Annotated in this window: 10 protein-coding genes; 6 read left to right on the top strand and 4 right to left on the bottom strand. The window is 58.8% G+C overall.

Features of this window, described 5'->3' with window-relative positions; translation table 11 throughout:
• Positions 1–143: 143 nt before the first annotated feature.
• On the bottom strand, positions 144–1,883 hold the full coding sequence (locus ACZ2IA_RS08415; RefSeq protein WP_470292127.1) for an ATP-binding response regulator: 1,740 nt from the start codon (positions 1,881–1,883) through the stop codon (positions 144–146).
• On the bottom strand, positions 1,880–2,503 hold the full coding sequence (locus ACZ2IA_RS08410) for a response regulator (protein WP_470292126.1): 624 nt from the start codon (positions 2,501–2,503) through the stop codon (positions 1,880–1,882). Before ACZ2IA_RS08410 ends, ACZ2IA_RS08415 begins: the two co-directional genes overlap by 4 nt.
• Before the next feature lie 239 nt (positions 2,504–2,742).
• Between ACZ2IA_RS08410 and ACZ2IA_RS08405 the strand changes: the two genes are divergently transcribed.
• From ACZ2IA_RS08405 to ACZ2IA_RS08385, 5 genes are all read left to right on the top strand, one after another.
• Positions 2,743–4,581, top strand: coding sequence for a hypothetical protein (locus ACZ2IA_RS08405; RefSeq protein WP_470292125.1), 1,839 nt, complete (start codon positions 2,743–2,745; stop codon positions 4,579–4,581).
• Between the two features lie 77 nt (positions 4,582–4,658).
• Entirely contained in the window at positions 4,659–5,162 is a 504-nt protein-coding gene (locus ACZ2IA_RS08400; protein ID WP_470292124.1) for a hypothetical protein, read from the top strand.
• 10 nt (positions 5,163–5,172) lie between these two features.
• Positions 5,173–6,177, top strand: a complete 1,005-nt coding sequence (locus tag ACZ2IA_RS08395; RefSeq protein WP_470292123.1) for a hypothetical protein — start codon at positions 5,173–5,175, stop codon at positions 6,175–6,177.
• 86 nt (positions 6,178–6,263) lie between these two features.
• Entirely contained in the window at positions 6,264–6,713 is a 450-nt protein-coding gene (locus ACZ2IA_RS08390) for a hypothetical protein (RefSeq protein ID WP_470292122.1), read from the top strand.
• A 176-nt stretch (positions 6,714–6,889) separates the two neighbouring features.
• Positions 6,890–7,108 carry a hypothetical protein gene (locus tag ACZ2IA_RS08385; RefSeq protein ID WP_470292121.1) on the top strand — a complete coding sequence of 73 codons (219 nt, stop codon included), beginning with the start codon at positions 6,890–6,892 and terminating at the stop codon, positions 7,106–7,108.
• A 281-nt stretch (positions 7,109–7,389) separates the two neighbouring features.
• On the opposite strand, the gene ACZ2IA_RS08380 is transcribed toward ACZ2IA_RS08385, so the two are convergent.
• Both ACZ2IA_RS08380 and ACZ2IA_RS08375 read right to left on the bottom strand, forming a co-directional pair.
• Positions 7,390–7,884: a single-stranded DNA-binding protein gene (locus ACZ2IA_RS08380; protein ID WP_470292120.1), complete on the bottom strand. Its 495-nt coding sequence runs from the start codon at positions 7,882–7,884 to the stop codon at positions 7,390–7,392.
• Between the two features lies 1 nt (position 7,885).
• Positions 7,886–9,247: an MFS transporter gene (locus tag ACZ2IA_RS08375; protein ID WP_470292119.1), complete on the bottom strand. Its 1,362-nt coding sequence runs from the start codon at positions 9,245–9,247 to the stop codon at positions 7,886–7,888.
• A gap of 214 nt (positions 9,248–9,461) precedes the next feature.
• On the opposite strand from ACZ2IA_RS08375, the gene uvrA reads away from it, so the two are divergent.
• Entirely contained in the window at positions 9,462–12,287 is a 2,826-nt protein-coding gene (uvrA, locus tag ACZ2IA_RS08370; protein WP_470292118.1) for an excinuclease ABC subunit UvrA, read from the top strand.
• Positions 12,288–12,295: the final 8 nt, after the last annotated feature.

Below are 12,295 nucleotides of genomic sequence, written 5' to 3'. Positions count from 1 at the left end.
CGGCATCGAACGTTGGCTTGTCCCGGGCTCGGTGGACGGTTAGTTAAGTCCTGAGCAGGCTTTTCCGGCGCAGTATTGCGCGTTTGGAACAGCGTTCATGGCTTATACGCTCTGGAACGTCAACTCAAATCAGCATTGGTAGGCTAGGAGCACAGTAGCTTAACCATCGTCGCATGCAGTACCTCAACCTCCACAGGCTTGTGCAAAAGGACGGCGCCGCTCGCTTGTGCATCGCGCAGACGGTCCGGCGCGGTATCGCCGGTCATGATGATGGCGGGCACATTGCGTTGCAGCCGGGCGTTGATCGCAGCCAGCGCTTCCTGTCCGGTGCGATGGCTGCGCAAGCGATAGTCGGCAATGATCAGGTCTATGGTAACGGTGGCGAGCTTGTCCACCGCTTCTTGTTCCGATTCGACCGTCAGGCATGAGCAATTCCAGCTGGACAGCAACTCCAGCATGGCCGTCTGTACTGCGTAATCATCCTCGATCACTAGCACCCGCAGGCCGGATAGGCCGCCTGAATGCGGCAAGCCGGACACGCCTTGGTCCGCCGGGCCAGCGAGTGCCGTCGCCAGCGGCAGCACCACGCGAAACACCGAGCCGCACCCGGACCGCGAACCCAGCGTTACCTCTAACCCCATGGTCTGCGCCAAGCCCTCGACTATCGCCAAGCCTAGACCCAGGCCCTTGCGCCGGTCACGTTCCGGATTACCCAACTGGTGGAACTCGCGGAAGATCTCCTGATGTTGCGTAGCTGGTATGCCGATACCGGTATCCCAAACTTCCAGCACGAGATTCGGCCCACGGCGGCGGCAGGCCACTAGGATGCCGCCAGTCTCGGTATAGCGGATGGCATTTGCAATGAGGTTGCGTAGGATCAGTTCGACTAAGTTGGGATCAGCATGCCCGATGGCCGTGGTATCTCGAGTGCGGTAAATCAGCTGCTTGCTGTCCGCTTGCGGCACAAACTCGTTCTCCAGCTTACGCAGTATCGGTTGCACACGGAACGTGCTTGGCTGCGCTTTGATCACGCCGGCCTCGAGCTTGGAAAAGTCGAGCAAGGTGTTGAGCATTTCGCGCGCCGCACCGGACGAGGCTTCGATATGAGCCAGCAGCTCGCGTTGTTTGTCGTTGAGTGTGGTGCGCCCCAAGGAAACAGCAAACAAGCCCAGCGCGTGCAAGGGTTGGCGTAAATCGTGACTGGCCGAGGCCAGAAACACCGACTTGGCGCGGTTGGCTTCTTCAGCCCGGGCGGTTTGCTCGCGCAACTGTGTCACCAGTTCGACGTTTTCGAAACGCAGTTCGATCGAGCGGCGCGCTACTCGCGAATAGTTATGGGCAAACACCAAGAGTACGGCCAAATACAAGGGCACGCCGAGGAACATCGGCAAGTAATGCACGTTCTTGGAGGCGAGGAACACGCTCCACACCGGCACGATCGCCGGCAGGAAGAAACCGACCGCTACCGGCAAGCAGGGCGAAAAAATAGACAATGCCGCCGCGCTCATACCGGCGATCAGCGCCAGGAGGCAAATCGCGGTGGGAGGGAAGCGCAAATCCATATACAACCAACCGGCGAAGCCCCATAGCGCGCCGATTACGGTCAATAGCGCCGTCATACTTTTGGCGTAGAGCGCCGCGTGCCGTTCGCTGGTGCGTGCCGGCAGGTGGAGCCGGCCGAAGTGCCCCAATGCACAGGCCACCCCCATTGTTGCCGACCAGAACACGATCTCGGTATTCCCGGTGGAAATGGTGATGCCGACGCTCAGCAGCACCGAGGCCAGAAAGCAACCAAGCATGCCAATGCCGAAGCTGTGATCGATTAGCTCCATTTGCGCCGCAAGCAAGCGTGGCTGGTCGAATCTCGGCAGCAGATGTTTCATTTGCCACCCCACACCAAGCCGCGTTGTTGCGCCTCCAGCACTGCTTCGGTACGGCTATATACGCCTAAGTGGTCGAGGATAGCTGCCACGTGCACGCGCACGGTGTTTTCTGACAGGCCCAAATGGTAAGCGATCACCTTATTGGACTGCCCGAGGCAGAGTTGTCCTAGAACTTCCAGCTGGCGTGGTGTGAGCGACGCTTCTGGGAAGGCAGGTGCCCGCGACGCCGCCTCCTGCGGAAAGTAGCGCTCGCCGCGCAGGCAGTGCGCGATGGCTTCCTCGATTTGTTCCGCCGTGGCGGACTTGGCCAGAAAACCAGTCACCCCGGATACACCCGCTGCCTGCGTCGCCACCTGCTCGGAGCTACCTGACACGATCAGAATCCGTGCCGCATGGAAGTAACGTTGCAGCACCTTCACCCCATCCAGCCCATTGAGGCCTGGCAGCTGAATATCCAGCAGGATGATGTCCACCGGTGTCGAGCCATGGTTGTGTACTGCCTCCATTACCGATCCCGCTTCCAGGATGTCGGCTACTTGTGGGCAGTCGGCCAGCACTAGCCGCAAGCCGGTGCGAAACAGGGTGTGGTCATCAACGAGGAGCAATCGGGCGCGCAGCATGGTTTCTTTTCCGGACTAATGCCGCAAAGGTAACGGCCCTACCCATCGCTCGCAATAAAAAATGCAATTAATAGTCCTAATCGACTAGTAGTAGTCGTATTGGATTATTTACCTGGTATGCATGAACGCGGAACACTGCCTCTCCATCGACGCGGCGTTCTACTTCCCTGCGCTGCATCGCTACCGCCGGCAACGCCGGGCTGGGAAGTGGAAACCGTTAATACTCTAAGGAGATGAAGATGTCCGATCTGACCGTTCTCTTACCCGGCGAGAGCACCCCTTACGCTCTGGATCAAGTCCCAAGCAAGCAAACCGGTGCAGTGGCCCAAGCGCGTGCCAACGTATTGAAGAACATCGAGCTTCACAAGCTTGTTACTGGCCTGAACCGCACCGGTGACCTGATTTATCTAGCCTACAACGGTGTGGCCGGTGCCGGTGAAGGTGCCGGAGATCTCAGCGCGTCGCTTACCGAACTGCACGACCAGTTCGGTGTTGTCTGCGGCAAATGCGATGTCGAGCTCGGTCATTTCGCCATGCAAAGCAAGAACATCCAAGACATTTTGGTGGATGCCTTCTCCAGCCTGTTCAATGACGAACCCAGTTTCGCCTGCGACATGCTGAGTGAGTGTGGTCAGGCGGCCAAGATACTAGCCAGCCGAGCCGAAACACTGGCCAAGGATTTTGACCATCTTGGCAATAGCACCGTGAAAATTCTGGCCAGCACCGAGAGGGTCAAAGCGCTGCAGGAGGAAAGGGGCGTGGAGATCCGACAGAAGATGGCCGAACTAGAGGCTCGCTCCATTAAAGCCAAAACTCTGCTCAAGCACCTGGCCGAGCAAAAGAAAAGGCTGGAAAAGCTCTATAGCAAGGCTGCCGAGAAGGCAGACACAGCAGAGGCCCGTGCATTTGCCATGACTTTCTTGGGCGCGATCATGCAACCGATCGGTGCTGGGCTAGGTACCTTTGCCGCCATTTCTACCGGCGGTCCGGTGCTGGCAATGGCCAATACCGCGCGCAATGTTCTTCCCCCCACCAATCTCCATTCAGGCAAAGCCGACGCTGAAAAGCGAGAGGAGGACGCAAAAGCGGAACTGAAAGAAGCCACTGTCGCCGCAGAAGAAGCAAAGAAAGCATCTACCGTCGCCGCCGAAGAGAAAGACCGTGCCGAGAAAACTGCGGCGGGCAAGAGTGAAGCGGCCAATGCCGCACGTTCGGAGGTAGAAAAAGAGCAAGACAATAAGGTACGTGCACAGAAAGAAGCCGCTGCCAAGCGCGCCGAGGCCGAAGCCGCAAACGCTAGTAACAAAGCGGAGAAGGCCCAAGCCGTCGCCGCGGCTGCAGCCAAGAAGGTGGAGGAGAGAGAGGCCGAGGTACGCAACAAACAGGCACTGGTGCAGGCGGCGGCCGATGCACTCCGGCAAGCCAGCGACAATGCCAGCAAGGCTGGCGAGAGCTATATGGCGCTGGCTGAGAACTTGCGGCAGGAAAAAATGGCGTACTTCAAGATGCTGGAAGCCAAGCAGGATATGGAGGCGGAAGCGCTGGGCGATATCGAGAAATACTCCGTAGAAATCAAAAACTTCGACGGCGATTCCCAAAGCGTGGGAATGGCGGTCGCCAGTTTGTTCCTGGCCAGTGGCGCTCTCAAGCAAGTAGCGGTGGTGTTGCGCATGGCCAGTCAATTCTGGACCCAAATGCACAACGCCTGCGAACAATTGGCGGACACCCGGCTGAAAAGCAAGATCGAGCATTTCAGCAAGATGGCTCCGGAAAAACGCCATGTCTTCATCCATAACGAGCGCTTCAAACAAGAAGTGATCAGCTACTACGCCGGCTGGAAGGCGATTGAAGTGGTGTGCGAAGAATATGCTAAAGAGGCGGCGCAGATTCAAAAGCGCGTGCACCGCGATTTCAGTCGCAATCTGTCCATCGAGGCCGCACGAGAAAAAGCCCAGCAAATGAGTGCAATCCTGCTCAACGACACCGAGGCGGACCGCGTCGAGAACGAGTTGGAAAAAAGCATGCTGAAAGAAAGCATCAAGGCAGAAGAAAAACCCGTCGTAGCCGCCGTGGTTTAGCTTTTTACAATCGCTAACGAAATCGGCTGGTGGCCCGGTTTATTTCGGCTCCGAAGCCTATTTCCAGGATCAACACCATGCAAACCACCCAGCAAAATACCGATTTTGAAGCACTGAACTTGCCATCCGCCAAATTTGAATTCACGCATGCTCAGCATGGAGTATTGTGGATCACGCGAACAGAAAAAACTGGTTTGGGTGAGCGCAGGCGCGAAGTCTGCTTTACCCTCCATTACCGTCCCATTTCCGGTGACTCCGTGGTTTTTCAACACACAATGTATGTCGTGAATAAAGACAGCCATCACGACAAACATTCTACTTTCGGTTACAGCGATATCCATCTTCCGGAAATAATGCGAAACAAAGGCATAGGTTATGTTTATCACTGGCTTGCCGCCAAAACAGCGGCATTGTTGGGCGTGGACTATCTGGTCGTGGATACCGCCGTATCAACAGAAATGAGGCGTCTTTGCGTGAGTGTCGGTATGGAGGACAACTATATTCGTGAATCTTACGAAGGCGTACCCAATAAGGTAATGGCCTTGGCATCTCAGCGGCTTGGAGAAAAAGACTGGGTATAGGAGGGCCGCGATGAAGCCGTTCAATCGTTTTGTGAGGAAAAGTGCACTTTATCTCAGTTTGCTACTGTGTGCCATTAGCGCCAAGGCCGAGAACGGTGCCTATCGTGGAAAAATTCAGTTGGCGGTCGAGCAAGTGGCCAAATCGCTGGAGCTATTCAACGCCGGCCAACTGACTGAGTCGCAGGCAGCACTGGGCGAAATTAGCGGTACGGCCCAGGATTTTCAATCGTTACTAGACGGCTACCAAGCTAAAGCCAGAGTCGAGCACGAACGCTGCCTAGCCAAAGTTACCGAGCTGGAAAGGAGTATCGGCGACTTGTACCAAGAAGAGCAGCGTTTGGATCGCGACATCAAGGTACTCAGTGCCAACATCGCTGGCGCCAGCGCCGAGAAGCAGGCTAACCAGCACCTCGTAGAGGTGCTCAACACCCAGCTGAATCTCTTGCAGACCCGGTTGGAACAGCATTACAAGAAGCTGGAAGAGATGGAACGGTATTGGTGGGTGCCAGGCTACGGCTTGTATCTGGGCATACGCACCTTAGCTGACGACGACATCGGCAACGTGCACAAACTAAGTAATTCGCTACAGGACCAGCGTCAGATGTTGAAAAGCCGCTCGGCGACACTCAGAGGAAATCAGGACCGACTGGTCCAGTTGGAGAGCATGCAGCGTGACCTGGATCAGCAACGCCAAAGTCTGAACCGTATGCGTAGCGAGGCTGTGCAACGCGTGACCGACCACCGCAAGATCGTGGTGTTCCTGAATGAAGGTGCGCATTTCTGGGAAAAATTGCATGCCACTTTGGGACTTGCCATTGAAAGCCGGCGCGAATCGCTAGAAAGCTTATATAGCCTGCTGTCGAAGAAATCCGATTTGCCAGTAGTAGCCGGAACCGTGGCCGAAAATCGGGCCAATAACCTGAAAGAGGCATTGCTGCAATTTGGCGGAGAACTGGATGCCGGTAGCCAATATGCCGGTCTCATCAGCGGTACCACCAACTATTGTGGCAATTAATTAAGTCGCTTTATCTTCTTGTGCCATGCAAGCTTTAAGTCGGCGTAGGAAATGCCACTAGATCGTAATTACGAAAAGGAAGCCAAATGATTTTGTTCTCTAAGTTTCAAGGAAAAAAATCCGCCTACACCTGGTTAGGCCTGGCGACCGCCTTGATAATGTCAGTACCAGTCATGGCCGAGAACGTCCCGATCGGCTCGCTGGTCGTACGTTATGGTACCTCCTACAAAGATGAAAACTACCAGAAGGAACAGGGCTATCCCGATAAGCTGCAATCGGTATCGGCGGTGTGCTCGCCGAAGAACGAAACCGTGAGCCCGGCGGGAGTCAAGGCCCTAATCCTGTCGGACAAGGGCCATCCTCCCGCTAGTCGACTGTCCAAAGTCGGCGTTACTAACGCGTCAACACTCATCAACAAGGGCGCGAGAGTGGTCAAGGACCCCGTCGATGGCAATCCCAATCACTGCCTGATCAACAACATCAAACTCAAGAACATAAAAGGGGTATGGGCAAACAAAGACAACCCACTAAGCTGACCTTAATATTTTATTATTAATTGCAATTTGCAACCAAAAAGTATATCTGCGGCGGCGCTATTTTCATAGTGTTTGTGAATGTTGTTTCATGCTCTCGTTCATCAACGGGCGGTAAGTTAGAGCTAACGGCGCCCCTTCACCGGTGCCATCCATCATCCACAGTGGAAGGAGTAATCATGGCTTATTACCAGTGTTTCAAAACCAAGGCACGGAACACTTACTCCAGCAGTTACACAGTCAAGAGTCACGAAGAAGGTAACCAATGGATAAAGATGGCGTTGACGCACTTCGATCTCCAAGGGAACGATATCTTGGGAAAACCGTTCGTGTCCAATGGCATTCCGGGAGGAGCAATCCTGTTTCCGGAAGTAGATGAAGAGGAAGGTGCCGATTAGGCACGGGAAACTGACTAGTAGTAGCGCCAGCTGCCGTACGCTCGAAGAGTCATGGCTGTCTCTCATCCGTTATCTAGGTGGACTTAGATGGTGTCGGGGCTCATCCTTTACTAACCAGTGCTACTAGCCTTGATGGCCACTCTCCCGGTCGCTGTTAATAGCAGTGACCGGGATTTTATTTCTTGGAAAGTCACCGCCATCGAAAAAACGTCAACCAATAAAAAACGGAGTCAAATCAATGACTCCGTTCAATATGGTTACATTATTGGTAAAGGTAGGCGCTAGAACGGAATATCGTCGTCCATATCGTCGAACTTCTGCGCCGGCTTCGGCTCCATCCGACGAGGGGCAGCCGGCGGCGCCGACGGCGCGGCGCTCATCGCCGAGTCGTCGCGGCCGCGGCTGTAGCCGCTGTCGTCGTCCATCGAGGCGCTGCTGCCGCTGCTGTCGCGGCCACCGACCATCTGCATCTGGTCGGCGACGATTTCGTAGGCGGTGCGTTCGACACCGTCCTTGCCGGTGTACTTACGCGACTGGATGCGGCCTTCGATGTAGACGGTGCGGCCCTTCTTCAGGTACTGACCGGCAATTTCAGCCAAGCGGCGGTACATCACGATGTTGTGCCACTCGGTGCGCTCCTGGCGCTGGCCGTCCTTGCCCTTCCAGTTTTCGCTGGTGGCAACGGAGAAGTTCGCCACGGCCTCACCGTTCGGCAGGTAGCGGATTTCCGGGTCGCGACCCAGGTTGCCGACGAGAATGACCTTGTTGACTGACATTCTAATGAGTCTCCTGAATGAGTTGTTGTACGGCGGGCTCGTCCCAGTCCTGCTGCATGACCTTGAGGTAGGCCACGCGCTCGTCCGCCATGACCACCGCCTCGCGTACGCCGCGCACCTTGGCGAGTTGGCTCGACAGCGCGACGGCGTCGCCCTGCCAGGTGTCGCCAATATGGAACATGGCGGTCTTGACCGGTAGCGGCGGACGCATGGTCATGGCGACGGCCAGCCAGATCAGCATCAGGACGCCGCTGAAGCCGAATACGCCGATGCTGCCGTAATGAGTGTAGAGCCAGCCACCCAGCATGGGGCCGAGGGCCAGGCCAAACGATTGAGACATATTATACACGCCAATCGCGGTGCCCTTGGCTTCTGCCGGGGCGATCTTGGAAACCAGCGAGGGCAGGGTCGCTTCGAGGGTGTTGAAGGCGACAAAGTAGAAGGTGAGCCAGAGCACGATCAGCCACAGCGAACTGAGTGCGAACGCCATGCCCAGCTGCGCCAGCGCCATCATGGCGATCGACAGCGCGAATACGCGCTTGAGCTGGTGGCGCTTTTCGCCGTAGATGATCGCCGGCACCATCAGGATGAAGCCGGTCACCGCCACCGGCAGGTACACCTCCCAGTGATGCGCCTTGTCCAGCCCGCCGACGTTGATCAATGCAAAGGGCATCACCACGAACATCGCCATCTGCGCGGCGTGCAGCACGAAGATGCCGAAGTTGAGCCGCAGCAGCTGGCCGTTTTTCAGCACGGTCGGCAGGTTGGCGGCCTTGGTCTCGGCGTCGGAGTGAAAGCGCGAAATCGTCGGGTTGGGAATCAGGTATTTCACGCCTACTATCGCGGCCAGCGTCAGTACGCCGGTCAGTGCGAAGATGCCGTTGACGCCGATCCAGTGCGCCAGGATCGGTCCCAATACCAGGCTGACCGCGAAGGTGGTGCCGATGCTCATGCCGATCATCGCCATCGCCTTGGTACGGTTTTCCTCGCTGGTCAGGTCGGCCAGCAGCGCCATCACGGCGGCCGAGATCGCGCCGGCGCCCTGGATGGCGCGGGCGACGATGAGCCAGGTCAGGTTGGGAGCCCAGGCGGCGAGGAAGCTGCCGGCGGCGAGCACCAGCAGGCCGCCGTAGATCACCTTCTTGCGGCCGATCCGATCGGACAGGATGCCGAGCGGCAGTTGCAACAGCGTCTGGGCGCCGCCGTAAGCGCCGAAGGCCAGGCCGATGGCGGTATAGCTGTGGGCGCCCGGCAGGGTTTTTGCGTACAGCGCAAACACCGGCAGGATCAGGAACATGCCGAGCATGCGCAGGGCGTAGACGCCCGCTAGGCCGAGGCTGGCCCGCAATTCGAGAGAGTTCATCTTGTTCTAGTGGGGCAATGCGAATCGATCACAACGATTAAACGCGGTGGAGGCCGGTTCCGATGACAGTGGTAGCCGGACGCGCCGTTCCGCCGGTGGCCGGAACGCCCGCCGTGCCGGCCGCACGAGCGGGTCTGGGCGGGGCCGACGGGTGGAGTTCACCGGGCAAACTTCGGTATAGTAGCAGGTTACTTCACCGAATCGTGAGCAAGGCATGGACACCATCCGCATCCGTGGCGCACGCACCCACAACCTGAAAAACATCAATCTCGATCTGCCGCGCCACCAGCTGATCGTGATTACCGGTCTGTCGGGCTCGGGCAAGTCGTCGCTGGCGTTCGACACGCTGTACGCCGAGGGCCAGCGCCGCTACGTGGAAAGCCTGTCGGCGTACGCGCGGCAGTTTCTGCAGCTGATGGAAAAGCCGGACGTCGACCTGATCGAGGGCCTGAGCCCGGCGATCTCGATCGAGCAGAAGGCGACCAGCCACAACCCGCGCTCCACCGTCGGCACCGTGACCGAAATCCACGACTACCTGCGCCTGTTGTTCGCCCGTGTCGGCGACCCGCACTGTCCGGAGCACCATGTGCCGCTGGCGTCGCAGACGGTCAGCCAGATGGTCGACCATGTGCTGGCGCTGCCGGAGGAGAGCCGGGTGATGATCCTGGCGCCGGTGATCGTCGGCCGCAAGGGCGAGAACCTCGATCTGTTCGACGACCTGCGCGCGCAGGGCTTCGTGCGGGTGCGGGTGGACGGCGCGGTGCTCGAGCTCGACAACGTGCCCAAGCTCGACAAGAACAAGAAGCACACCATCGAGGTGGTGATCGACCGCCTGAAGGTGCGCCCGGACGCCAAGCAACGGCTGGCCGAGAGCTTCGAGACCGCGCTGCGCCATGCCGACGGCCGCGCTATCGCGATCGAGATGGATACCGACAAGGAGCACTGGTTCTCGGCCAAGTTCGCCTGCCCGGTGTGCTCGTACAGCCTGCCGGAGCTGGAGCCGCGGCTGTTCTCGTTCAACAACCCGATGGGTGCCTGCCCGAAGTGCGACGGACTGGGTGAAATGACCTTCTTCGACCCGAAGCGGGTGGTTGCGCATCCGGAGCTCTCCCTCGCCGCCGGCGCGATCAAGGGCTGGGACAAGCGCAACCAGTTCTACTTCCAGATGCTGCAGGGCTTGGCCGAACACTACACCTTCAGCATCGACCTGCCGTTCGAGCTGCTGCCGCAGAAGGTGCAGCACGCGGTGCTGCACGGCTCGGGACGCGAGAACATCGAATTCACTTATCTGAACGAGCGCGGCAGCAAGTTCACACGCAGCCACCCGTTCGAGGGCATCATCCCCAGCCTCGAGCGCCGCTATCGCGAGACCGATTCGTCGGCGGTGCGCGAGGAGTTGTCCAAGTACCAGAACAACCAGACCTGTCCGAGCTGCGAAGGCTCGCGGTTGCGTCTCGAGGCGCGCCACGTGCTGGTCGGCGGCCAGACCTTGCACGGCATCAGCCAGCTGCCGCTGAAGGACGCCGCGCAGTTCTTCGAGCAACTGGCGTTCACCGGCCAGAAGCAGCCGGTGGCGGAAAAAATCGTCAAGGAGATCGGCGAGCGGGTGTCGTTCCTGAACAACGTCGGCCTCGACTACCTTAACTTGTCCCGTTCGGCCGACACCCTGTCGGGCGGCGAGGCGCAACGGATCCGGCTGGCGAGCCAGATCGGTTCGGGCCTGACCGGCGTGATGTACGTGCTCGACGAACCGTCGATCGGCCTGCACCAGCGCGACAACGACCGCTTGTTGGCGACACTGGTACGCCTGCGTGACATCGGCAATAGCGTGATCGTGGTCGAGCACGACGAGGACGCGATCCGCGCCGCCGACTACGTGGTCGACATGGGGCCGGGCGCCGGTGAGCACGGCGGCGAGGTGCTGGTGGCCGGCACGCCGGCCGAGATCGCCGCCGCGCCGAATTCGGTCACCGGCGAGTTCCTGTCCGGCCGGCGCCGCATCGCGATGCCGGGCGACCGTCGTGAGCCCGATCCGGCGCGGATGCTGCGGCTGATCGGCGCCAGCGGCAACAACCTGAAGAACGTCACGCTGGAGCTGCCGCTCGGGATGCTGGTGTGCATCACCGGCGTGTCCGGCTCGGGCAAGTCGACGCTGATCAACGACACGCTGTACAAGATCGCCGCGCGCGAGCTGAACCGCGCCAGCGAGGAGCCGGCGCCGTTCGTCGACCTGGCCGGCCTGCACCACCTCGACAAGGTGATCAACGTCGACCAGAGCCCGATCGGCCGCACGCCGCGTTCCAACCCGGCCACCTACACCGGCCTGTTCACGCCGATCCGCGAGCTGTACGCCGGCGTGCCGCTGTCGCGCGAGCGCGGTTACGGCCCGGGGCGCTTCTCGTTCAACGTCAAGGGCGGCCGCTGCGAGGCCTGCCAGGGCGACGGCGTGATCAAGGTCGAGATGCACTTCCTGCCGGACATCTACGTGCCGTGCGACGTTTGCCACGGCAAGCGCTACAACCGTGAAACGCTCGAAGTGCAGTACAAGCACAAGAACATCACCGAAGTGCTGGAGATGACGGTGGAGCAGGCGCTGGAGTTCTTCGGCGCGGTGCCGACGGTGGCACGTAAGCTGAAGACACTGATGGACGTGGGTCTGGGCTATATCCGGTTGGGGCAGAGCGCCACCACCTTGTCGGGCGGCGAGGCGCAGCGGGTGAAGCTGGGGCTAGAACTTTCCAAGCGCGATACCGGGCGGACCCTGTATATTCTCGATGAACCGACCACAGGTCTGCATTTTCATGATATAGACCTGTTGTTGAAGGTGCTGCATCGCTTGCGCGAGCACGGCAACACGGTGGTGGTGATCGAGCACAACCTCGACGTCGTCAAGACGGCGGACTGGTTGATCGACCTCGGTCCCGAGGGCGGTGCCGGCGGTGGTCAGATCATCGCCACCGGAACGCCCGAACAGGTGGCCGATAATCCGGCCAGCCATACCGGGCGCTATCTGAAACCGATGTTGCAGCCACGCGGCTAATGAAATAC

The sequence above is a fragment of the Crenobacter sp. CS_VA4 genome (assembly GCF_055597485.1).
This window is presented reverse-complemented; position numbering and strand designations above follow the sequence as displayed.

Coding starts and splice junctions, on each gene's coding strand:
- ACZ2IA_RS08375 (WP_470292119.1), bottom strand. CDS start 9,247: ATGAACTCTCTCGAATTGCGGGCCAGCCTCGGCCTAGCGGGCGTCTAC.
- ACZ2IA_RS08405 (WP_470292125.1), top strand. CDS start 2,743: ATGTCCGATCTGACCGTTCTCTTACCCGGCGAGAGCACCCCTTACGCT.
- ACZ2IA_RS08410 (WP_470292126.1), bottom strand. CDS start 2,503: ATGCTGCGCGCCCGATTGCTCCTCGTTGATGACCACACCCTGTTTCGC.
- ACZ2IA_RS08380 (WP_470292120.1), bottom strand. CDS start 7,884: ATGTCAGTCAACAAGGTCATTCTCGTCGGCAACCTGGGTCGCGACCCG.
- ACZ2IA_RS08400 (WP_470292124.1), top strand. CDS start 4,659: ATGCAAACCACCCAGCAAAATACCGATTTTGAAGCACTGAACTTGCCA.
- ACZ2IA_RS08415 (WP_470292127.1), bottom strand. CDS start 1,883: ATGAAACATCTGCTGCCGAGATTCGACCAGCCACGCTTGCTTGCGGCG.
- ACZ2IA_RS08385 (WP_470292121.1), top strand. CDS start 6,890: ATGGCTTATTACCAGTGTTTCAAAACCAAGGCACGGAACACTTACTCC.
- ACZ2IA_RS08395 (WP_470292123.1), top strand. CDS start 5,173: ATGAAGCCGTTCAATCGTTTTGTGAGGAAAAGTGCACTTTATCTCAGT.
- ACZ2IA_RS08390 (WP_470292122.1), top strand. CDS start 6,264: ATGATTTTGTTCTCTAAGTTTCAAGGAAAAAAATCCGCCTACACCTGG.
- uvrA (WP_470292118.1), top strand. CDS start 9,462: ATGGACACCATCCGCATCCGTGGCGCACGCACCCACAACCTGAAAAAC.